Origin of the sequence: Paracoccus sp. J55 (assembly GCF_000513975.1) — a bacterium.
GTDB lineage: Bacteria > Pseudomonadota > Alphaproteobacteria > Rhodobacterales > Rhodobacteraceae > Paracoccus.
In genome coordinates this window covers 20,370-42,521 of sequence record NZ_AZVA01000035.1, presented here as the reverse complement: position 1 = coordinate 42,521, position 22,152 = coordinate 20,370, and the positions used below count along the sequence as shown (strand labels likewise).

17 protein-coding genes are annotated in these 22,152 nt (G+C 68.0%); 6 read left to right on the top strand and 11 right to left on the bottom strand.

What is annotated here, in order from left to right:
- Positions 1-229: transposase (locus tag PARJ55_RS23490; protein WP_156929528.1), on the bottom strand; the 229-nt coding region annotated here is incomplete at its 3' end.
- Positions 230-440: 211 nt separating this feature from the next.
- On the opposite strand from PARJ55_RS23490, the gene PARJ55_RS23485 reads away from it, so the two are divergent.
- The gene (locus tag PARJ55_RS23485) at positions 441-1,577 is read left to right on the top strand and encodes a Hint domain-containing protein (RefSeq protein WP_084637904.1); all 1,137 of its coding nucleotides are present in this window, start codon (positions 441-443) and stop codon (positions 1,575-1,577) included.
- A gap of 48 nt (positions 1,578-1,625) precedes the next feature.
- Here PARJ55_RS23485 and pncB read toward each other — a convergent pair whose 3' ends face one another.
- Positions 1,626-2,936 carry a nicotinate phosphoribosyltransferase gene (pncB, locus tag PARJ55_RS0117975; RefSeq protein WP_028714284.1) on the bottom strand — a complete coding sequence of 437 codons (1,311 nt, stop codon included), beginning with the start codon at positions 2,934-2,936 and terminating at the stop codon, positions 1,626-1,628.
- On the bottom strand, positions 2,933-3,529 hold the full coding sequence (gene pncA / locus PARJ55_RS0117970; protein ID WP_028714283.1) for a bifunctional nicotinamidase/pyrazinamidase: 597 nt from the start codon (positions 3,527-3,529) through the stop codon (positions 2,933-2,935). Before pncA ends, pncB begins: the two co-directional genes overlap by 4 nt.
- 101 nt (positions 3,530-3,630) lie before the next feature.
- Between pncA and PARJ55_RS0117965 the strand changes: the two genes are divergently transcribed.
- Complete coding sequence (locus tag PARJ55_RS0117965) at positions 3,631-4,527, top strand: rhodanese-related sulfurtransferase (RefSeq protein WP_028714282.1); 897 nt, start codon at positions 3,631-3,633, stop codon at positions 4,525-4,527.
- Between the two features lie 258 nt (positions 4,528-4,785).
- Positions 4,786-5,388, top strand: a complete 603-nt coding sequence (locus tag PARJ55_RS0117960) for an outer membrane protein (protein WP_028714281.1) — start codon at positions 4,786-4,788, stop codon at positions 5,386-5,388.
- A gap of 55 nt (positions 5,389-5,443) precedes the next feature.
- Here PARJ55_RS0117960 and PARJ55_RS0117955 read toward each other — a convergent pair whose 3' ends face one another.
- The 4 genes from PARJ55_RS0117955 to PARJ55_RS0117940 form a co-directional block, all read right to left on the bottom strand.
- The gene (locus tag PARJ55_RS0117955) at positions 5,444-7,726 is read right to left on the bottom strand and encodes an NADP-dependent malic enzyme (RefSeq protein ID WP_028714280.1); all 2,283 of its coding nucleotides are present in this window, start codon (positions 7,724-7,726) and stop codon (positions 5,444-5,446) included.
- Between the two features lie 82 nt (positions 7,727-7,808).
- Positions 7,809-9,182: an oligosaccharide flippase family protein gene (locus tag PARJ55_RS0117950; protein WP_028714279.1), complete on the bottom strand. Its 1,374-nt coding sequence runs from the start codon at positions 9,180-9,182 to the stop codon at positions 7,809-7,811.
- Positions 9,182-10,666 carry an LPS biosynthesis protein gene (locus PARJ55_RS0117945; RefSeq protein ID WP_028714278.1) on the bottom strand — a complete coding sequence of 495 codons (1,485 nt, stop codon included), beginning with the start codon at positions 10,664-10,666 and terminating at the stop codon, positions 9,182-9,184. The genes PARJ55_RS0117950 and PARJ55_RS0117945 overlap by 1 nt, the downstream gene beginning before the upstream one ends.
- Before the next feature lie 43 nt (positions 10,667-10,709).
- Positions 10,710-11,447 (bottom strand): chromosome partitioning protein, encoded by a 738-nt coding sequence (locus PARJ55_RS0117940; protein WP_028714277.1) that lies wholly within the window; start codon positions 11,445-11,447, stop codon positions 10,710-10,712.
- A gap of 295 nt (positions 11,448-11,742) precedes the next feature.
- On the opposite strand from PARJ55_RS0117940, the gene PARJ55_RS0117935 reads away from it, so the two are divergent.
- Positions 11,743-12,573 (top strand): glycosyltransferase family 2 protein, encoded by an 831-nt coding sequence (locus PARJ55_RS0117935; RefSeq protein ID WP_028714276.1) that lies wholly within the window; start codon positions 11,743-11,745, stop codon positions 12,571-12,573.
- Here the strand turns inward: PARJ55_RS0117935 and PARJ55_RS0117930 are convergent.
- Positions 12,570-13,256, bottom strand: a complete 687-nt coding sequence (locus tag PARJ55_RS0117930; RefSeq protein ID WP_232215741.1) for a hypothetical protein — start codon at positions 13,254-13,256, stop codon at positions 12,570-12,572. The genes PARJ55_RS0117935 and PARJ55_RS0117930 overlap by 4 nt on opposite strands.
- Before the next feature lie 391 nt (positions 13,257-13,647).
- Between PARJ55_RS0117930 and PARJ55_RS0117925 the strand changes: the two genes are divergently transcribed.
- Both PARJ55_RS0117925 and PARJ55_RS0117915 read left to right on the top strand, forming a co-directional pair.
- Entirely contained in the window at positions 13,648-14,346 is a 699-nt protein-coding gene (locus PARJ55_RS0117925) for a sugar transferase (protein ID WP_028714274.1), read from the top strand.
- A gap of 389 nt (positions 14,347-14,735) precedes the next feature.
- A complete protein-coding gene (locus tag PARJ55_RS0117915) occupies positions 14,736-15,941 on the top strand; it encodes a glycosyltransferase (RefSeq protein ID WP_028714272.1) in 1,206 nt (401 codons plus the stop codon).
- Here the strand turns inward: PARJ55_RS0117915 and PARJ55_RS0117910 are convergent.
- Genes PARJ55_RS0117910 through PARJ55_RS0117900 form a run of 3 tightly spaced genes read right to left on the bottom strand, consistent with a single transcriptional unit; the run spans position 15,922 to position 22,150 of the window.
- Positions 15,922-16,545, bottom strand: coding sequence for a 4'-phosphopantetheinyl transferase (locus PARJ55_RS0117910; protein ID WP_028714271.1), 624 nt, complete (start codon positions 16,543-16,545; stop codon positions 15,922-15,924). The two genes, PARJ55_RS0117915 and PARJ55_RS0117910, sit on opposite strands and share 20 nt — an antisense overlap.
- Positions 16,542-21,161, bottom strand: coding sequence for a MupA/Atu3671 family FMN-dependent luciferase-like monooxygenase (locus PARJ55_RS0117905; protein ID WP_028714270.1), 4,620 nt, complete (start codon positions 21,159-21,161; stop codon positions 16,542-16,544). The genes PARJ55_RS0117910 and PARJ55_RS0117905 overlap by 4 nt, the downstream gene beginning before the upstream one ends.
- Positions 21,158-22,150 carry a glycosyltransferase family 2 protein gene (locus tag PARJ55_RS0117900; protein WP_028714269.1) on the bottom strand — a complete coding sequence of 331 codons (993 nt, stop codon included), beginning with the start codon at positions 22,148-22,150 and terminating at the stop codon, positions 21,158-21,160. The genes PARJ55_RS0117905 and PARJ55_RS0117900 overlap by 4 nt, the downstream gene beginning before the upstream one ends.
- Positions 22,151-22,152: the final 2 nt, after the last annotated feature.

The following is a 22,152-nucleotide window of genomic DNA, read 5'->3' as shown; positions in this document are numbered from 1 at the left end:
ACAGTCCCGCCAAAGTCCAGCGGCGGAACTGACGGTAGACCGAGGACCACTTGCCAAACTCTTCGGGCAGATCGCGCCATGGCGCACCAGTCCTTGCGATCCAGAATATACCATTCAGAACAAGACGATGGTCCGCAGGTTTCCGCCCGTTAGGGTGCCGGACGGCACGAATGAAGCCCTCGAAGAAGGTCCACTCATCGTCGGATATCAGGTTGCGTGCCAAGTTCATCTCCCACGTAGAGATGAGCTTGAATCATAGGACGACTGCCAGAGGAATCCCTTTTGTCAACACGACCTAGTTAGCCGGTGAGGCGCGGGCATGTGTTTTTCCGCCCTCTTCTCCATGCACGGGTCGGCGTCGCCGGTCCGGAATGGCGCGATGGTTGAATGTGTCTCTTGTGCCCTCATGTGCGGGGGCCTGTTAACGATTAGGGTCTGCCATGCCGACGACGACGTCGATCCGTGTCATCTATCTTGGAACGCATCGGGATCTGGATCGCGATGAACGCTTTCTGGGCGCCGAGCGCGCCGCGGAACTGGTGGGCTCGACCTTCGGCAGCGCCGACCGGCCACTGGCGCGCGAGATCAACGCCATAACGCTGCACGACGGCAATGACGACGGCGCGATTTCCTTCGACAACCGCTTCGGCGTGTCCTCGGGCGAATACGGCATCCATGACGGCGTGCGCCATTACGCCGATTCCGGGATCATCTATCGCGGCACCGTAACCTATACGGACGGCACCAGCGCCCGCAATGTGCAGCTGCGCATCCTGCAGGACACCGACGGCAACCTGGTGCTGGTGCCGCCGCCCGCCACGGCCGCGCAGGCCGAGATCGACGGCGTCACCAGCAAGCCGATCCAGTCGATCACCCTGACCAGCTATGTGCGCAGCGATTTCGACCGGCTCGACACCTCGCGCTACGGGCTCGAAGGCGCGCCGGCCTTCATCTGCTTCCGCCACGGCACGCTGATCCTGACCCAGCGCGGCCAGGTGCCGGTCGAGGCGCTGCGGATCGGCGACATGGTCGTCACCCGCGACCATGGCGCGCAGCCGCTGCGCTGGATCGGCTCGAAGCCGGTCGAAAGCGCCTTGCTGCGGGCCTTCGAGAAGATGCGCCCGGTGCGCATCCGCGCCGGCGCGCTTGGCTCGGGCCTGCCCAGCCGCGACCTTTACGTCTCGCAGCAGCACCGCATCCTGGTCAGCTCGAAGATCGCCGAGCGCATCTGCGGCGCGGCCGAGGTCCTGGTCGCCGCCAAGCACCTGACCGGGATCGAGGGCATCGAGCTGGTCGATGATTGCGAGGCGCTGACCTATTACCATCTGCTGTTCGACCGGCACGAGATCGTCTGCTCGGAAGGCGCGCTGACCGAATCGCTGTTCACCGGCCCCGAGGCGCTGAAATCGGTCTCGCCCGAGGCCCGTGCCGAAATCCTGGCGCTGTTCCCCGGACTGTTGTCCGAGAGCGGCGCGCGCGAGCCCGCCCGCCGTCTGGGCAACGGTCGCGAGGGACGGCAGCTTGCCAAGCGCCATGCTGCCAACCGTCGCGCGCTGCAACCGGCGCTTTCGCGCTGACACCCAAGGCCCCGGACCCCACGTGCCGGGGCCTGTCCATTTCCCGGTCTAGACCACCACGTCCATGCGCTGCTGCCGGCCGACGCCGAAGATGCGCTTGTAACGTTCGATCTCGTCCTGGGGCCCGGTGGCCTTTTCGGGATTGTCCGAAAGCTTGACGGTCGGCCGCCCCTCGGCCGCCACCGCCTTGCAGACCAGCGAGAACGGCGCCAGCCCGTCGCCCGGCACCAGCCCGCGGAAGTCGTTGGTCAGCAAGGTGCCCCAGCCGAAACTGACCTTCACCCTGCCGTGGAAGCGCTGGAAAAGCTCCTTGATCTTCTCGACATCCAGCCCGTCCGAGAAGATGATCAGCTTGTCGCGCGGATCCTCGCCGCGGTCCTGCCACCAGCGGATCGCCGTCTCGGCGCCCTCGGCCGGGTCGCCGCTGTCGACGCGGATGCCGGTCCAGCCGGCCAGCCAGTCCGGCGCGTGGTCCAGAAAGCCCTTGGTGCCATAGGTGTCGGGCAGGATGATGCGCAGCATGCCGTCATGTTCCTCGTGCCAGTCGGCAAGCACGCGATAGGGCGCCCGGCGCAATTCCTCGTCCGTATCGGCCAGCGCGGCATAGACCATCGGCAGTTCATGGGCATTGGTGCCGATGGCCTCGATGTCGCGGCGCATGGCGATCAGGCAGTTCGAGGTGCCGATGAAGCGCTGGTCGCCCAAGCCCTCGACCATGGCCTGCACGCACCAGTCCTGCCACAGGAAGCTGTGCCGCCGCCGCGTGCCGAAATCGGCGATGCGCAGGTCGGGGCCGAGCGTGCGCAATTCCTCGATCTTTTCCCAAAGCCGGGCCATGGCCCGGGCATAGAGCACCTGCAACTCGAACCGGCCCATGTCCTTGAGGACGGCGCGGCTCCGCAACTCCATGATGATGGCCAGCGCCGGGATCTCCCACAGCATGACCTCGGGCCAACGCCCCTCGAAGATCAGCTCATACTGGCCGTCGCGCTTTTCCAGGTGATAGGCGGGCAGGCGCAGGTTCTCCAGGAACTCCATGAAATCCGGGCGGAACATCTGCCGCTTGCCGTAGAAGGTATTGCCGCGCAGCCAGGTGCTTTCGCCCCGCGTCAACGACAGGCCGCGGACATGGTCCAGCTGCTCGCGCAGCTCGCCCTCGTCGATCAGCTCGGCCAGGCGGATGCGGCTGGTGCGGTTGATCAGGCTGAAGGTCACCTGCGTGTCGGGCCGGTTGCGGAACACCGACTGGCACATCAGCAGCTTGTAGAAATCGTCGTCGATCAGCGAGCGGACGATCGGGTCGATCTTCCACTTGTGGTTATAGACGCGGGTGGCGATATCGACCGTCGGGATCATCATGCGAGTGTCACCCCTGCCTTGCGCATGGTCTCGCGCGCCGCCTCGCGCGAGCCGTTCAGGTTGATGGCACGGGTGGCCTCCTCGATCACGGTGGCGCGGAAACCCAGCTTCGCCGCATCGACGGCCGACCACGCGACGCAGAAATCATGCGCAAGGCCGACGAAGGTCAGGTCGTCCAGCCCGCGCTCGCGCAGATAGCCGGCCAGCCCGGTGGGGGTGCGGTGGTCGTTCTCGAAAAACGCGGAATAGCTGTCGATCTGCGGCCGGAAGCCCTTGCGGATCACCAGATCGGCGCAATCGACGGCCAGCGTCGGATGGAACCCCGCCCCGGCCGAGCCGATCACGCAATGCGCGGGCCACAGCACCTGCGGGCCGTAGGGCATCTCGACTTGCGAAAATGCGGCGGCGTCGGGATGGTTGTCGGCAAAGCTGGCATGGTCATGGGGATGCCAGTCCTGGGTCAGCACCACGGCGTCGAAATCCGCCATCAGGTCGTTGATCGGCGCCACGATCTCGTCCCCGCCGGCCACGGCAAGCCGCCCGCCCGGGCAGAAATCCAGCTGCATGTCGATGACGATCAGGGCTTTTGCCATGGCGCCTCTCCTGTTTTTCCCAAGAAAATTGGTAGGCGCAGGCGGCGGAGGCGTCAATGCGGCAACTTGATTGCACCCCGGCGCGGCGCTATGGCCAGCCCATGCTGATCGTTGCCGCGCTTTACCATTTCACCCGCTTTCCCGACCCCGCCGCGCTGAAGGCGCCGCTGGCCAGATGCGCCTGCTCGAACGGGGTCAGGGGCACGCTGCTGCTGGCGCCCGAGGGGATCAACGGCACCATCGCCGGCACCCGCGCGGGGCTGGACGCGGTGCTGGCCCATATCCGCGCCCTGCCCGGCTGCGCGGGGCTGGACTGGAAGGAAAGCACCGCCGAGACCATGCCCTTCGGCCGCATGAAGGTGCGGCTGAAGCGCGAGATCGTCACCATGGGCCAGCCCGAGGTCGATCCCACCGCCGCGGTCGGCCGCTATGTCGCCCCGCAGGACTGGAACGCGCTGATCAGCGCCCCCGACGTGGCGGTGATCGACACCCGCAACGATTACGAGGTCGAAATCGGCAGTTTCGCCGGCGCCGTCGATCCCGGCACCCGCAGCTTTCGCGACTTTCCGGAATGGTGGCGCCAGAACCGCGACCGCTTCGCGGGCAAGCGCATCGCCATGTTCTGCACCGGCGGCATCCGCTGCGAGAAGTCGACGAATTTCCTGCTGGGCGAGGGCGTGCCCGAGGTCTTTCACCTGAAAGGCGGCATCCTGAAATACCTGGAGGAGGTGCCCGAAAAGGACAGCCTCTGGCGCGGCGAATGCTTCGTCTTCGACAGGCGGGTGAGCCTGGGCCACGGGTTGCGGCAGGGCCGCCACGCGCTTTGCCACGCCTGCCGCCGGCCCCTGGCGCCCGAGGATCGCGACCGCCCGGAATACGAGGAAGGCGTCAGCTGCCACCGCTGCGCCGGCGAATATTCCGAGACCGACCGCGCCCGATTCCGCGAACGCCAGCGTCAGGCCGAGCGCGGGGAATGTTTCGGCGAAGCGCAAGACTGACAATCCGGCAACATTCGTTAACAACAGCAACAAGCTGAAAAACAACAGGTTTACCCGATCACGCCTGCTCAAATCCGCTTGAGCGGCTAAGCCGTTCATCCCTTTGCATTTCCCCTGTCGCGCTACGGGGGGCCGGTCACCGCTTCGCACTTGTCCGTGCTGCGGCGCCGCAAAACCTTCCAATCGGCGAGCCGGGTGATAGGCATAGGGCCGAGTGATCTGGGCGACCAACAGCCCGAAAGAAATGGAGAGCTCAAAATGAAAACAATTGGTTACGCAACGCTGATCTCGCTGCTGGCGGGTGGGGCATATGCAGGCGGCTATGCCGCCCCGGTGGTCGAGCAGCCGGTGGTCGCGCCCGTCGCTCCGCCGATGACGATCGAGGCGAGCGACTGGACGGGCTTCTACGCAGGTCTGCAATACGGGCAGGGCTCGGGCGATCTGGGTGATCGCGGCGCGCTGGCCGATTTCGGCGATTTCGACGGCTATGGCCTGCATGCCGGCTATCAGCGCGGCTTCGGCAAGTTCGTGCTGGGCGGCGAATTGGATTACAACCGCATCTCGCCGGACAATGACTACAGCGACGGCGACCTGACCCGGCTGCGGCTGCGCGCCGGCGCCGACATGGGCAAGTTCCTGCCCTATGTCACCGTGGGCGCCGCCAAGCTGAAGACGGACGAGTTCTCGGATACCGGCCTGACCTACGGCATCGGCGTCGATTACAAGGTGGCCGAGCGTTTCACCGTCGGCGCGGAATATACCCGCAACGACTTCAAGGACGTGCTTGAGGACAGCACCGGCGCAAGCGGCAACGATCTGGACCTCGACCTGGTGCAGCTGCGCGCCTCTTATCGGTTCTGATCCCGACGCAAGGAAGAAAGCGCCCCCGTTTCGGGGGCGCTTTTCCGTTCCGGGCCTATTTCACCTGCCCCAGCCGGCCCGCCGCGATGGCGGCCATGTTCAGGATGTCGTTCACCGTCGAGCCGGTCGAGCAGATCTGGATCGGCTGCGGCACCCCGGTCAGGATCGGGCCGATCACCGTCGCCCCCGCCATCTCCTGCAAGAGCTTCACCGAGATCGAGGCCGAATGCCGTGCCGGCACCACCAACACGTTGGCCGGCCCCTTCAGCCGCGAGAACGGGTATTTCGCCGCCTGCGACGGGTTCAGCGCCACGTCCACGGTCATCTCGCCCTCATATTCGAAATCGACGCGGCGCGCATCCAGCACCTCGGTGGCGTGGGCCATCTTCACCGCCCGCTCGCTGACCGGATAGCCGAAGTTCGAGAAGGACAGGAAGGCGACCTTCGGCTCCAGCCCCAGGCCGCGCGCCACATGGGCGCCGCGGGTGGCGATGTCGGCCAGGTCGTCGGCCTCGGGCCATTCATGCACCAGCGTGTCGCCCATCAGGATGATGCGGCCGTTGTGCAGGACCGCGGTGATGCCCACGGCGCCGTCGGCGGGGGTAACGTCGAAGACCATGCCGATCTGCGACAGCACATGCGCGTTCTTGCGCGTCGCGCCGGTCACCAGCCCGTCGCCATGGCCATGCGCCAGCATCAGCGAGGCGAAGACATGCCGGTCGCGATTGGCCAGCTTGACCGCGTCCTCGCGGTCATAGCCCTTGCGCTGCAACCGGGCGTAGAGCGTCTCGTGATATTGCTCCAGATGCCGGGAATTGCCGGCATTGACCACGGCGATCTCGCGCGCGGCATCGCCCAGGCCGGCGGCCTCCAGCTTCTCCTTCACATCGGTTTCGCGCCCGACGACGATGGACTGGCCCATGCCGCCGCGCTGCCAGGCGACGGCGGCGCGCAGCACACGCGGGTCGTCGCCCTCGGCAAAGATCATCCGGGCCTGGGCCTGGCGGGCGCGGGCATGGATGCCCTGCAGGATCGCCGCGGTCGGGTCCATGCGCGCCTTGAGCGACTGGACATAGCCTTCCATGTCGATGATCGGCCGGCGGGCGACGCCGGTATCCATGCCCGCGCGTGCCACGGCCGGCGGAACGACATGGATCAGCCGCGGGTCGAAGGGCGTCGGGATGATATAGTCGCGGCCGAATTGCAGCTTGCGGCCATAGGCCACGGCGACCTCGTCCGGCACATCCTCGCGCGCCAGTTCGGCCAGCGCCCGGGCGCAGGCAATCTTCATCTCGTCATTGATGGCGCGGGCATGGATGTCCAGCGCGCCGCGGAACAGATAGGGAAAGCCCAGGACATTGTTGACCTGGTTCGGGTAGTCCGACCGCCCGGTGGCGACGATGGCGTCGGGGCGGACGGCATGCGCTTCTTCCGGGGTGATCTCGGGATCGGGGTTCGCCATGGCGAAGATGACCGGGTTCTCGGCCATGCTCTGCACCATGTCCTGCGTCACCGCCCCCTTGGCCGAAACGCCCAGGAACACGTCGGCGCCCTTCATCGCCTCTTCCAGCGTCCGGGCCTCGGTCACCACGGCATGGGCGGATTTCCACTGGTTCATGCCCTCGGTGCGGCCCTGGTAGATCACGCCCTTGGTGTCGCACATGATGCAGTTCTCATGCCGCGCGCCCATGGATTTCAGCAGTTCCAGACAGGCGATGCCGGCCGCGCCGGCGCCGTTCAGCACGATGCGCACGTCCTCGATCTTCTTGCCCGACAGCTCCAGCGCGTTGATCAGCCCCGCCGCGCAGATCACCGCCGTGCCGTGCTGGTCGTCATGGAAGACCGGGATGTCCATCAACTCCTTGAGCCGCTGCTCGATGATGAAGCATTCCGGCGCCTTGATGTCCTCGAGATTGATGCCGCCGAAGGTCGGGCCCATCAGCCGCACGGCGTTGATGATCTGATCCGGGTCTTCGGTGTCCAGTTCGATGTCGATGGCGTTCACGTCGGCGAAGCGCTTGAACAGCACCGCCTTGCCCTCCATCACCGGCTTCGAGGCCAGCGCGCCCAGATTGCCAAGGCCGAGGATCGCGGTGCCGTTCGAGACCACGGCGACCATGTTGCCCTTGACGGTATAGTCATAGGCGGTCTCGGGCCGTTCGGCGATGGCCTCGACAGGCACCGCCACGCCGGGGGAATAGGCCAGCGACAGGTCGCGCTGCGTCGCCATCGGGGTCGAGGCGACGATGTCGTATTTGCCCGGACGGGGCTCCAGGTGATAGGCCAGAGCCTCTTCCCGCGTGATGCGGGACTTGCGCGGGGTGTTGTCGTCGCTCATCCGGTGCCTCCTCGTGACGTTCCGGCAGCAATAGCGCCAGGGCAAGCGGAACCGGAAGAGGGAAAATGGCCGGCGATGCCCGTCAGGGCGACATGGCGGCCAGCACCGCGCCGTGATGCCCGGCCAGCGCGGCCGCGGCCGCGACCAGGGCGATCATGGCGGCGACCAGATCGTGCCGCGGGTCCCAGCAGCCGTGCCGGCGCGCCAGCCAGACCGTCACCGGATAGCAGAACACCTGCGACAGCGCCTGGCCGATCAGCAGGCCCGGCAGGCCGTAAAGCGCGGCCCCGGTGACGACCAGGGTGAAATAGATCACCGCCCGCGAGGATTGCATGATGAAGAAGCCGCGCGAATCCCCGGCGGCCAGCGCCGAATATTCATAGCTGATCGGGATGACCTGCAGCATCTGGATGCAGGCGACGGCGACCAGGATGCCGCCCGCCGCGGCATAGCGCGGATCATAGAGCAGATCGACGAGCGGCGGCCCGGCCCAGGCCAGCACCACCGCCGCCACCAGCAGCAGCGCGGTCAGACCGGCGCGGGTGCGGGCCAGGATGCGGGCATTCTCGGGACCCTCGGCCGGCGGGTGCTGGCGATACATCGGAATGAACAGCCGGCTGGCGATGGACGAGCCCAGCATGGCCGGAACCGTGGCCAGGAACAGGCCGATATTGTAGATGCCCAGCTGATGCAGCGTCAGCACCCGGCCCAGGATGATGCGGTCGCCCTGGAACAGCAGGAAGCCGCAGATGGTGCTGAAAAAGATCCACTTGCCGAATTTCATCACCTCGGCGCGGGCCTCGGGCTCCATCCGGAAGCGGTTGCGGTGGCCGGGCAGGAACAGGCGGAACATCAGCAGCTGGGCAAAGGCGCCCAGCACATTGCCCCAGACCAGCGCCCAGACCGATTGCAGGATCAGCGCGGCGGCGATGGTCAGCAGGATGCCGATGAGCTGGTTGCACAGTTCGATCACCGTCAGCCGGCCCAGCTGCAGATGGCGGGCGGCGGTGTCGATCCGCGTCGGCAGGAACCCCCCGACGATCATCGAGGTGGCCGCCACCGGGAACACCCAGCCAAAGAGCGAGGCGTCGTAGAACCAGGCCAGCGGCCAGGCCATGGCCATCGCCGCCAGGAAGATCAGGAAGCCGCGGATGATCTTCAGCGTCCAGATGGTATCGAGGAAATCCGGGTCGTCGCCACGCTTGCTCTGCATGATCGACGGACCGAAACCCATGTCGCTGAACATGCTCAGCCCGATCAGGAAGCTGGTCACCAGCGCCATCAGGCCGAAATCGTCGGGGCTGAGGATGCGGGTCAGGATCAGGTTCGACCCCAGCCGCATGATCTGGCCCAGGCCGAAATTGGCCATGGACCAGGCGCCGCTGCCCAGAGCCCGCGAGGCGAGGCTCTTGCGCGGCGCCTCGCCGGGGCTTTCGGTTCCGCCGGGCTGGCTCATCAGCCCATCCCGTCGGTCGGCATGCTGACCACGCCGGGCGAGGGCAGGCCGGGAATCTTGCCGATCAGCCACAGCGCGACCAGCGCCCCCAGCACCAGCAGCGCGACCATGTAGATGTTGCGCAGCCGGCGGGCGCGCAGGTCGGCGCTGGACAGCCGATAGGGCAGCGAGATGACCGGCCGCGTGCCGGTGGCGCGGGCGAACTGGTCGCTGCGCCGCAGGACCGGGTTCAGCAACTCCAGCACGAAGGCCACGGTCAACGCCAGCGCCATGCTGCCGCCCACCCCCATGACCGCGCTTTTCTTGCGGTTGGACATGGCGGGATATTCCGGCGGCAGGGCGCGCTCCAGCAGCACGAAACGCTCGGTCTGGTCGTTCTCCATCAGCATCTGCTGGGTCTCGACCTGGGCGAGCTGGCGCGAGATCTCGTTATAGCGGTCCTGCAGGCGGCGTTGCTGGCGGTTCATCGCCTCGAGCTCGCGGGTGACTTCGGGCGCGCGGGCGCGGGCGCGGTCGATCTCGACCCGGCGCGCCGCGATCCCGGCCTTCTGCTCGTTCAGCTTGGCGAGCTGGGCGTCGATCAGTTCGGCCTGGCGGCGGATCACGTCCGAGCCGCCGCTGCCGCCGCCGCTGTTCAGACGGTCCAGGATCTCCTCCAGCCGCTTGATCTCGGGGTGGTTCGGCGACAGCGTCCGGCGCGCCTGCGCCAGCTCGATCTCGGCCGAGCGGATCTGCTGCACCAGCGAGGCCGAGGGCCGCGCCTCGGAGGCCGTGCCCCCCGCCTCCAGCGACAGCCGCTCGCGCTGCAGGGTCATGACGTCGCGGTCCAGCGTCGTCTCCATCTCGGTCAGCTGGGCCAGCTCGGTCTGCAGGAATTCCTGCGAGGTGGGCAGCGAATCCTCGTTGCGGGCGCTGAACTCGACCACCTTGCGTTCCTGTACGGAAAGCTGCTCGTTCAGGCGCGCCTCTTCGTTGCGCAGGTATTCCTGCGATTCCAGGATGCGCAGCTGGCGGTTCTCGCGGTCGCGGTTCACCACGCTGTTGGCGAAGTCATTGGCGAGGGCGGCGGCCATGGCCGGGGTCTCGGCCTGGGCGGTGATGACGATGGCCGCCAGCGACATGCGGGAATCGACCGAAACGCCGGGTGCGGTGATGCTTTCGATCCGGGTCGAGCTGCGCAGCGCGCCCAGCTTTTCGGTCTCGCTCAGCGGGGAATCGGCGAACAGGCCCAGCCGCTCGATCACCTCGCGCAGGTTGGCGCGCGCCATCAGGCGCTGCTCGATCAGCTGCACGCGGCGCGAGGCCGGCAACGAGCTGTCGCTGCCCTGGTCGATCGCGGCCGGCATGTCCAGCTGGATGACCGCCGAGGCCTCGTAGACACGGGGCGAGGAGGTGATCAGGTAAAAGGAAATCAGCACGCCCAGGACCAGGATCGTCAGGACCAGCGGCAAGCGCCGCCAGACCATCGAGATCAGATCCTGCAAGGATTGAATCGGTCCCAAATCTCGAACCCTGTCTTTCTTAAATTCAGTCTTCCGACTTGTTCAGGACCACGCCCATCACCGGCGGCATGCCGACGAGAAGCCGTTCGCATTCCGCCATGTCGGCGGCGGTGCCGCGGCGCCCGTCCGCCACCAGCAGCAGCGCATCGGCCAGCGGCAGCGCAGCCAGCGCCGCATCCTCGCCCAGAAGCGCGGCGGTGTCGATGATGGCGATCTCGGCCGGGTGGCTGTCGTGCAGCCGGTGCATGGCCCGGGCCAGCGCCTCGTCCTGCAGCAGCTCGGCCGCGCCCGGCTCGGCCCGCGCCGGCGCCAGAACCGCGAGGTTCGGCGCCTCGTCCACGCGCGAGACCAGCGCGTCCAGGTCGCCGCCCTCGCGCAGCGCCGCCGAGACCGCGCCGCAGCCCGGCACGCCCAGCTGGCCCGCTACCTCCGGCTGGCCGAGGTCGAGGTCGATCAGCGCCACCTGCGTATGCGGCTGGCGTGCCAGCGCCAGCGCCAGGTTCACCGCCACGAAGGTGCCGCCCGCGCCCGGCGTCACCGGCACCACGGCAAGCTTGCTCCAGCCGCGGCTGCGCATCTCGCGCAGGATGCGGGTGCGCAGCAGCGAGAATCGCTGCGCGATGATCTTGGCATGTTTCGCGTCCGAAGCGGCCAGCGCCGCCTCGCGCCGGATGAACTTGCTGGAGACATGGCCCCGCGCCGCTTCCGGCGCAGCCTGTCCTGCCGGCGTCCTGTCCGGGTCATTCCCTGTCGCAGGCGTCAAACCTGTGGCCCCTCTGCCTCTGATGAAACGGCGCCGTCCCGGGGACTGCGGCCTGCCGATGACTTTCACGGCAGCGGCATGGTAGCGTCCCGGCCATGAACGCGACAACCGAAAACACGCCCGATAACAAGAATGCGCCGCATTTCCCGGCCCGGCGCGGCGGAATCCCCATGTCGCGGCGGGCCGGCCGCCCCGGCTCCGACATCGGGGCGGGCCCGGCCCCGCGATTATCCACCCAGGACGGCCGCGACGGGCGATTCGGCCGCGGCCAGCCCGAAAGCCCGGACGCAGCCCGATGACGCCCCCCTGCTCCATCATCCTGCCCGCCCATGACGAGGCGGACTATATCGGCGCCTGTCTCGGGCACATCCTGGCCCAGGACCACCGGGGTCCGGTCGAAGTCATCGTGATCGCCAACGGCTGCAGCGACGATACCGCCGCCCGCGCCCGCGCCCAGCAGCCCGGCTTTGCCGCCCGCGGCTGGCAGCTGCGGGTCGAGGAACTGGCGCAGGGGGGCAAGATCGGCGCGCTGAACCATGGCGACACCTGCGCCGGCCCGGGGATCCGGCTGTATCTGGATGCCGATATCCGCATGGGGCCGCGGCTGCTGTCGGGGCTCGTCCGCGTGCTGGACGCGGACGAGCCGCGCTATGCCGGCGGGCGGCTGGTGGTCGCCCCGGCGCGCAGCGCCGTGTCGCGCGCCTATGCCCGGTTCTGGCAGAAGCTGCCCTTCGTGGCCCAAGGCGTCACCGGAGCGGGGCTTTTCGCGGTGAACGAGGCAGGGCGGGCGCGCTGGGGAGCATTCCCGCAGATCATCTCGGACGATACCTTCGCCCGGCTGCAATTCGCGGAAGCCGAGCGGTTCCTGGTGGACGAGCCCTATGAATGGCCGCTGGTCGAGGGCTTTTCGCCGCTGGTCCGCGTGCGCCGGCGCCAGGACATGGGCGTGGCCGAGATCGCCCGGCTGTTCCCCGACCTGCCCTCCCGGCAGGGCCATGTCCGCCCCGGCAAGGGCGAACTGCTGCGCCTTGCCGCCGCAGATCCGCTGGGCTTCGCGACCTATGCCGCCGTCGCACTGGCGGTCCGCATGGGGCGCAACCGCCAGGAATGGGCGCGCGGGCGCTAGTCGGCCGCGAAGTCCCGCATCACCTGCCAGGCAAGCTGCTGCAGCACGGCGGCCTGCTCCTTCGGCACTTCGGGATAGGGGCCGCCGCCGCCGGGGATCCGGTTCGTCAGCCCCACCGGGCTCTGGCCGGTCAACGTCGCGTAATGGATCATCGCGATGAAATAGAAGCCTCCCGCCTCGGTCGGATGGATGTCGTCGCGGAAAAAGTCGCGGATCGAGCGGGCGCCGGGCACCTTGCCGGCCTCGATGGCATCATGCAGCCGCAACATGCCCAGGCCGGCCGGGATCAGCCGCATCGGCTCCCCTCCCTCCGGCAGGTCCTCGTTCACCCGATCGGCGATCGCCTGCCATAGCGGCAGGTCCGCCAGGATGCGGTCGCGCCAGGGCCGCGTCGAGCCCGGCTCGATATGGTCCCAGGTCTGGTAGAGATAGGGCTTCACATCCGGGTTCGACTGCCGCGCCAGCGCCACCCATTTCGCGGCATAGCCGGCGCTGTCGTGATAATCCATCGCCGGGGCCAGCGGCACGCGCTCGGTGATGATGAGCGCGCCGACCGCGTGATTCGGCAGCCATTCGCGCCCGTTCACCCCTTGGGCGTGCCGCGCCTCCGTCCATTGGATCTCCAGCGGGGCGCCGTTGATGATCTGCATCTCGACGGATTCGTGCAGCAGATTCTGCATCATGCCGGGAACCGTGGGGCTGACGAGGCTGTGGCCGATGTAGAAAGCCGAGACGCCCTCAATTAAAAATTGCAAAAACCCCGCCATATTAACAACCCTCGATTGTGAATTACCTGCCTGCGCGCCGTTATCGCAGAATTGCCCCAAGACCGCAATTCAACCGGCAGTTGCTAATATCGGCTCAAGACAACCAATTGCTTGCCCAAAGACCGCGGCGATCACGGATTCTCACATCATGTTTACCTAGGGTAAGGGCCGCGCAGCCCTCCGGTTCTTTCAGATAAGTCATTGTTTTAAAATGAACCTATACTTTTCGTCAGTGCCTCAATTCGTTCTAGTTTTATTCAAATGCACGGCTATACTGCGCCAGTAGTGATTAGGACAGGTTTTCAAAATGCGGCACACCACGGATTTTGATATCGAGACGATCGGCTCGGTGCTGCAATCGGACCCCGGCGGAACCATCGGCGAACCCATGGGGGTCCGATCTTTTTATGCCCGCTTTCTCAAGCGTCCCCTGGACATTGCGGCCGTTGTTCTGGCCGCACCGATTGTCCTGCCGGTGGTGATGATCCTTGCCATCGTCATCCTGTGCAATGGGGAAAAGCCCTTCTATACCCAACTGCGGGTCGGGCGCTCGGGCCGCAACTTCCGGCTGTGGAAGCTCCGCACCATGGTCGAGGATGCCGACAAGCGCCTGGCCGAATATCTGGCCGCGAACCCCGAGGCCAAGACCGAATGGGATCTGACCCAGAAGCTGAAGAACGATCCGCGCATCACCTCGACCGGCCGCTTCCTGCGCAAGACCTCTCTGGACGAGCTGCCGCAACTGTGGAACGTGCTGCGCGGCGACATGAGCATCGTCGGTCCGCGGCCGATGATGATCGAGCAGGCGCAGCTTTATCCCGGGGCGGATTATTATCACCTGCGGCCGGGCGTGACCGGGCTCTGGCAGATCTCGGACCGCAACGACAGCACCTTCGCGGCCCGCGCCACCTTCGACGCCCGCTATGCCGGAGAGCTCAGCCTTGCCGGGGATGTGACCATCATCGCCAAGACGGTGGGCGTGGTCCTGCGCTGCACCGGCTACTGAGCGGTCCGGCCGGTCTCGGCCTCATGCCGCTCGATGCATCTGAGGCGCCGCCATGCGACGAAAAGCGTGGCGGCGGTTCCACTGACGGAGTAAACCAGCAGGGCAGTCCAGAGCGACAGATCAAAGGCCACAGCCCCGATCACCGCGCTGGCCAGCGCAACTGCAACGCCAATGGTCAAGATGCCGGTCAGAGGTGCTCTCCTCAAAATGCACAGGTCCTTGGATCAATAGTGCCAAAGAAAAAACGAATCGCTAGACAAACTTTAGTGCCGCATTCCCTCTTACTGCATATCCGCTCATTCTTAAGCAAAAATCAGCGCAATCCAGCCTGCATGGTGTTTGAATACCGCGACAGTTGAGCATTTTCCTTTGAATTGGAGCCTGCCGCCTTGCGAATCGGCTATTTGGTCAATACCTATCCCCGCCCCTCGCACAGCTTCATCCGGCGCGAGATCGCGGCCCTGGAGGCGCAGGGCCTGCAGGTGCAACGATTCGCCATGCGCGGCGATCCGGCCGCATTGACCGATCCCGCCGACCGCGCCGAGCATGCCCGGACCGAGCGGGTGCTTGAGGCCGGGGGCAAGCGGCTCCTCGCCGGACTTGCGCGGCAAGCTCTGGAAAATCCTGCGCGATTCTTCCGCGCCATGCGCCTGGCGCGGCGGCGGGCGCGGGCCGGGGAATCCAGCCTGGCGCGGCAGATCATCTATCTGGCCGAGGGTGCCCATGTCGCCGCCCGGGCCAAGGCGCTGGGGCTTGCGCATATCCACGCGCATTTCGGCACGAACTCGGCCCGGGTCGCGGCCTATGCCCGCTTGCTGGGCGGCCCGCGCTTCAGCTTTACCGTCCACGGCCCAGAGGAATTCGACAATAGCCTGGCCCTGGACCTGGGCGGCAAGCTGGCGCTGGCGGAGTTCTGCATTGCGGTCAGCAGCTATGGCCGCTCGCAAATCTTCCGCTGGTCGGCCGCTGAAGATTGGGAAAAGGTGCATGTGGTGCATTGCGGGCTTGATCTGCCCCGCTGGGCAGAGCCTTCGCCGCTCCCCCCGGGCGCGCTTCACATGGTCGCGGTCGGACGTTTCGCCGAGCAGAAGGGATTCGGCCTGCTGATCCGCGCCTTCGCCCTGGCCTGGCGGCGCAATCCCGCGCTGCGCCTGTCGCTGGTCGGCGACGGCGAGCTGCGCCCGCAAATCGAGGCGCTGATCGCGGCCGAGGGCATGGGCGAGGCCGTCCGCCTGCTCGGCTGGCAGGACGAGGCCGGCGTCCGCGCCGCCATGGATGCCGCCCATGCGCTGGTCACCCCCAGCTTCGCCGAGGGCCTGCCGGTGGTCATCATGGAGGCTATGGCCTGCGCCCGCCCGGTGATCGCCACCTATATCGCCGGCATCCCCGAACTGGTCCGCCCCGGACAAGAGGGTTGGCTGGTCCCCGCCGGCGATGCCGAGGCCCTGGCCGAAACCATGCTGCAAGCCGCTGAAACCGACCACGCCACGCTGGAACGCATGGGCGCCTCGGCCCGCGCCCGCGTCACGGAACGCCACGACATCCGCGAATCCGCCCGGCGTCTGGCGGCGTTGTTCAGCCGCGCCACAGGCTGAGCGCCAGCCAATAGCCCGCCGCCTGCCCCCAGCGCCCGCCAATCAGCCGGTCGCCCATGCAGGCGCGGAACCGCTGCGCATCGATCACCGCCGGGACCGCCCGGAAGTCCAGCATCCGCCCGGTCAGCGGATATTGCGCCTTGAACATCGCCTCCTTGGCGCAAAAGGCCAGCAAGGCATCCCCGGCCCCGTTCAGGCGAAAGGGCATGATGGTCTCGGCCAGACCTTCCGGAAGGGCGCGGTCGCAAGGCTCCAGATCGACGCCGACGCTTGCCCCGCCGGGTGGGGCGGCGATGGCGATGCAGTAATCGCCGCCATGCGACAGGCTGGCGCGGATGCCCGGCGGCAGGTCCGGCCGGCGGTCGGAACGCGCCGGGATGGGCCGATCCGCCGGCAGGTCATGCCCGGCCTGCCGGATCGCCGCGCGCAGCGCCATGCGCCCCAAGGCGAACTCGCGCCGCCGCTTCGGGACGGCGCGGGCGATAGCCCCCGCCTCCTCGGGCAAAAGCGGCGCGGGCTCGGCCGTCAGCGGCAGCACCGCGCAGCCATGACCCGCGGGCAGCAGGCGGCGGGCCAGCGCCTCGAGCGCCTCGGCGCCGCTCACCGCCCGCCGCGCAATTGCGCCCGCAAGGCCCGGCGCCGGGCCATGGCATCGTCACCGGCCCCGACCGGCTCGGGCTCGGGGCGCACAGGTGCCACAGGGGCCGACACCGCCACCGCCGGAGCGACATTGTTCGCCGGCGCCAGCGCGGCGACGTGCTTCAGGAAATCCGCCATGACCGGGAAGCGGAAGATATCCGTCACCCCCAGCCGCGGCAGCGCCAGCCGGTCCCGCATGGTCCGGTGCAGCTGGATCGCCAGCAGCGAATGCCCACCCAAGGCGAAGAAGTTGTCGCGCGGGCCGATCTGCTCGACGCCCAGCACCTCGGACCACAGCGCCTGCACCGCCTGCGCCAGATCCTCGGTCGGGGCGTTGGCGGCGACAGCAGTGGTGGCCTCGACGGTCGGCGCCGTCACCGGAGCGGAGGCGACAGCCCCCGGCACCGGCAGATGCTTGCGGTCGATCTTGCGGTTCGGGGTCAGCGGCATCTTTTCCAGCCGCACGATCCGGCCGGGCACCATATGCGCCGGCAGATGCGCCAGCAGCGCCTCGCGCAGCCCCTTCTCGCACAACTCGCCCGCGCCGGTGACATAGGCCACCAGCCGCTTGTCGCCGGGGGCATCCTCGCGCACCAGCGCCACCGCCTCGCGCACGCCGGGCTGGGCGGCCAGCTGCGCCTCGATCTCGCCCAGCTCGATGCGGAAGCCGCGCAGCTTCACCTGGTGGTCGGCGCGGCCGATATAGTCGAGGCAGCCATCCTCGCGCCAGCGCACCAGATCGCCTGTGCGATACATGCGCGCGCCCCAAGGCGCGCCGCGATCCGCGGGCACGAAGGGATCGGGACGGAAAGCCGCCGCAGTCAGGTCCTCGCGCCGCCAATAGCCGCGGGTCACACCATGGCCGCCGATCCAAAGCTCGCCCTGCGCGCCGGGGGGGACCGGCACACCGTCGGCGTCCAGCACGTAAAGCTGGGTATTGGCGATCGGCCGGCCCAGCGTCACCTCGGCCGCATCGGTCATGTCGGCCACCGTGGACCAGATCGTCGTCTCGGTCGGGCCGTACATGTTCAGCACCCGCGCCCGCGTGGCCGCCTTGATTTCGGCCAGCAGCGAGGGCGGCAGCGCCTCGCCCCCCACCATCACGCATGTCAGCCCGGCCATCGCCGCCGCCACCTGCGGGTCCGAGACCAGGATGCGCGCCATGCTGGGCGTGCATTGCAGATGCGTGACCTTCCAGCGCCGGATCTGCGCCGCGATCGAGAAATCGCCGTCCTCGGGTTCCTCGCCATGCGGGTTCACCTCGGCCCGCAGCCGCGCCAGCAGCGGGAAGCCGGCCATGACCTGCTCGGGCGCGATGCCGTAGTCGATCAGGCAGGCGATCTCGCCCACGCCGATGGCCTTCAGCTGCTCGACCCGGGCGATGCCGTCCTCGATGGAGCCGAAAAGGCCGGAATCCTCGAAATAGCGCAGGAAAGCGAATTCCAGGATGCCGTCCAGCTCTTCCTCGGAGAGCGAGCCGAGGTCGATGGCCATCGGGTTGGTCATGCCCGCCGGGCGGCGGAAGGCCGGGAAATCCCAGGCATATTGCTTGACCAGCGCCGCGGCGCTTTTCAGGTAGTTCTTCATCGGCTCGCGGGCGATCTCGCGCGCCGTCTCGCGATCCTCGGCCAGGCAGGTATGCAGCATCAGCGTGACGGTGAAGCGCGCCGGGTCATGGCCGGCCTCGCGCAGCGCGGCGTGGTAATCCTTGATCCGCGCCGCGACCGTGTCGATGCTTTGCCCCAGCAGATGGGTCAGCACGTTCATGCCCAGCCGCCCCGCCTCGACCCAGGTTTCCGGGTTGCCGGCGACGGTCATCCACAGCGGCAGCTCCTTCTGCACCGGACGCGGCTGCGTCACCACGCCGAACAGGCTGCCGTCCTTGCGCGGGAACTCGACCGCCTCGCCGCGCCACAGCCGGCGCAGCTGGTCGATCCCCTGGGCCAGCGCGGTCTTATTGTTCGGCGGGGCGTTTTCCGGGCGCAGCACGAAATCGTCCGGCTGCCAGCCCGAGGCGATGGCCAGCCCCGCCCGGCCCGAGGTCAGGTTGTCGATCACCGCCCATTCCTCGGCCACCCGGGCCGGGTGATGCAAAGGCAGCACGCAGCTGCCGGCGCGAACCGAGATGTTCTTCGTCACCGCCGCCACCGCCGCGCCCGAAACCGCCGGGTTCGGATAGGGGCCGCCGAAGGCGTGGAAATGCCGTTCCGGCGTATAGACGGCGACGAAGCCGTTCTGGTCGGCAAAGCGCGCGCCTTCCAGCAGCAGCTGGTATTTCTTTGGGCCGGGGCCGTCGTCATTGCCCCAGTAGAACAGGCTGAAATCCATGCCGCCGGATGGCTCGCGGCGCGGCTGCGCCGGCGTCGAGGAGACGGCGAGCCGCGATTCCTCGCCCGCGATCACCAGTTTCAGGCCCCGCGCCAGCGACCAGAAGATCTCCAGCACCGAGATGTCGAAGGAAAGACTCGTGACCGCCAGCCAGGCATCGCCCTCGGCATGCGGGATCACCGCGTCCATGCCGGCGAAGAAATTGGCGACATTGCGATGCTCGACCATCACCCCCTTGGGACGGCCGGTCGAGCCCGAGGTATAGATCAGATGGGCAAGGTTTTCCGGTCCGACGGCGCTGACCGGGGCCGCGACCAGGCCATGCGGCAGGTCGGACGGGATGGTCACAACCTGCGCGCCATGCGCAGGCAGCCTCTCGGCCAGACCGTCCTGGACCAGCACCACCCGGGCGCCGGAATCCTCGATGTAAAGCTCGATGCGATCGGCGGGGTAGTCCGGGTCCAGCGGCACATAGGCGCCGCCGGCCTTCCAGATCGCCAGCGCGCCGATCACCAGCTCGGGCGAGCGTTTCGCGAACAGGCCCACCGGCTGATCCGGGCCGACGCCCATCGCCACCAGCTTTTCGGCCAGCGCGTTGGCGGCGCGATCCAGCTGGCTGCGGGTCAGGCGGTGATCCTCGAAGGCCAGCGCCACCGCATCGGGGTTCTCGGCAGCCTTTTCCGCGATCAGCTCGTGAATGCAGGCCAGCCGCACATCCAGCTGCGTGGCATTGCGGCCGACCAGCAGTTCCTCGCGCTCGGCCGCGTCCATCAGGGGGATGTCGCGCAGCGCCGTAGAGCCGGGCAGCGCCAGCCCGCCGTCCAGCGCCCGGGCCAGCCGCTGCGCCTGCGCCGGCGTGACGCGGGCCGGGTCGTGGTCCAGCCAGGCGCCGTCCCCGGTCAGGATCACGGTCAGCGCCGCGCCCTTGACCGGGCCGCGGGCATCGAGGCTGATCGCCAGATCCGGCAGCGCCATGTCGCGCAGCTCGGGCGCGCGGTGCAGCAGGTCGGCCATGAAAAAGCCGCGCTTCGCCTGATCGGCGATCTGCGCCGCCAGCGCCTGCCCCAGATCGGCCAGGGTCCGGTCGCTGCGTGCCTCGACCACCAGCGGCTGCCAGTCGGCGACGATCCCCGCCGCCTCGGGCTGGCCTTGCGGCCGCAGCGCCAGATCGAACTCGGCCTGTCCGGCCAGCCGCGCCAGCAGCGCCGCGGCCAGCGCGATGCGTTCGGGCGCGGCGCCGGGCAGCAGCGGCAGGCGCTGCGTCGCGCCCGAGCCCTCGCCCGGCAGCACCGCCGGGTTCATCCGCGCCAGACGGCCCCGCCAGAAGCCGTCATGCTTGGCGGCCTGCGCGGCCAGATCACTCAGCCGCGCGCGCTCCTCGGCGGCCAGCGCCGGGATCACCGCGCCAAGCGGAGGCAGCTCGCCGCGAAAGACCAGCCGGATCGCCGCATCCGCGGCGGCGACGGTGGCGATATCGCCGTGATGGGCCAGCACGGTGCCCGGCGCGGCGCTGGCCGGCTCGGTCCCGGCCGAGGCGGTCACCGCCAGCACCCGGCCATCGGCCAGCCGGACCTTGGCTTCGGCCAGCGGGTTCCAGTAGCCGCCATGGTCGAGCCCGCGCACCAGCGCGCAGATGCGCCCCGCCGGCTGGGAGAAGTCGATCAGGCCCGCGGCCTCGGGGCGCTTGTCGCGGCCGACATAGCTGCGCTGCGACAGGTCCTGTTTCACCCGCTGCGGGCCGGCACCCTCAAGCTGAGCCACCACCTCGGCAAAGCTTTCCGCCCCGCGGGCGAAGCAGCGGGCGTTCAGGGTCAGGGCGGTGTCGTCGGGGCGGATCTCGAACAGGGTCTGGGACAAGATGTCGCCCTCGTCCACGCCGCCTTCGATCATGTGCCAGGTGACGCCGTGCTGCGCCTCGCCGCCGATGATCGCCCAGACCGGAGCGTTCAGCCCCGCCAGCCGCGGCAGCGGCCCGTCGTGGAAGTTGATCGCGCCCAGCCGGCCGCGCGCCAGCATCTCGGGGCGCAGGATCGACAGGTTGGCGACGCTGAACAGCCAGTCGGCAGGCGGCGCATCGGGGGCCATCGGCGCGTCCTGATCCTCGACCGCAAGACCGGCGCCCTGCGCCCAGTCGCGCAGGTCGGGATTGCGCGTCACCACCGCATGGATGCGATGCCCGCGCGCCAGCAGCGTCTCGGCCGCGTGGCGCAAGAGAGATTCGTTACCCACCAGAATCGCGGAAAATTGCGTCATGGCTTACCCTTTTCAACATGAACGGGCTTTGGTTGTGAACGAAAGGCGTGGCGCGCCAGATGCGCCAGATGGCCCGGCGGCCCGTCCGGCTTGCGCCCCGACAGAAGGCAGCGCAGGCGGAACAGGCCCGCGCCCCCCAGATGCGCGACCGTGGCCCAAAGCGCGCCCAGACGCCCATGATGTTTTTCGAAATAGCGGCGCCGGGAATCGTACCAGTAATCCGGCGCGCGCTTCCATTCCTTCATGCCGGTGCTGACCGAACCGATATGCAGCACCAGGCTTTCGACGACGTAATGGGTCTGCCAGCCCGCCAGCGCGGCGCGGCGGCACAGGTCGGTCTCCTCGTAGTAAAGGAAGAAGCCCTCGTCGAAGAGACCGATTCGATCCAGCACATCCATGCGGATCATCATCGACGCCCCGGCCGACCAGTCCACGCGACCCGATGCCTCGGGCTGCGGCAGCGCCACGATGCGCCGCCGCAGCAGGCGCGAGATCGGGCCGGTGCGGCATTCCGATTCGAACTCGCCCAGCGCGGTGGGAAAGCGGAAGGCGGTGCTGTGCGGCACGTCGTCGGTGCCGCGCAGGCGCGAACAGGCGATCCCGGCCTGCGGATGCGCAGCCAGATAATCGACCAGCGCCCGGATCGCACCGGGCTGCGGAATCGCGTCGGAATTCAGCAGATAGACCAGATCGGCGCGGCGCCCGTCCGGCAGGCCCTGGCGGATGCCGTGATTGTTGCCGGCGCCATAGCCGCCGTTCCAGCCCGATTGCACCACCGCGACGCGATCCGAGGGCCAGCCGCGCGCCCGCACCCCAGCCTGCATCGCCTCGTAGCTGCCATCGCCGGAATCGTTGTCCACGATGGTCAGCCCGCCGTCGATGCCCTGCATTTCGCGCAATGCGGCCTCGGCGGCCTGCAAGGACATCTCTGGCGTGCGCCAGTTGAGCACGATGACATGCACGCTGGCCGTGGTCGGATTCTGGGTCATGG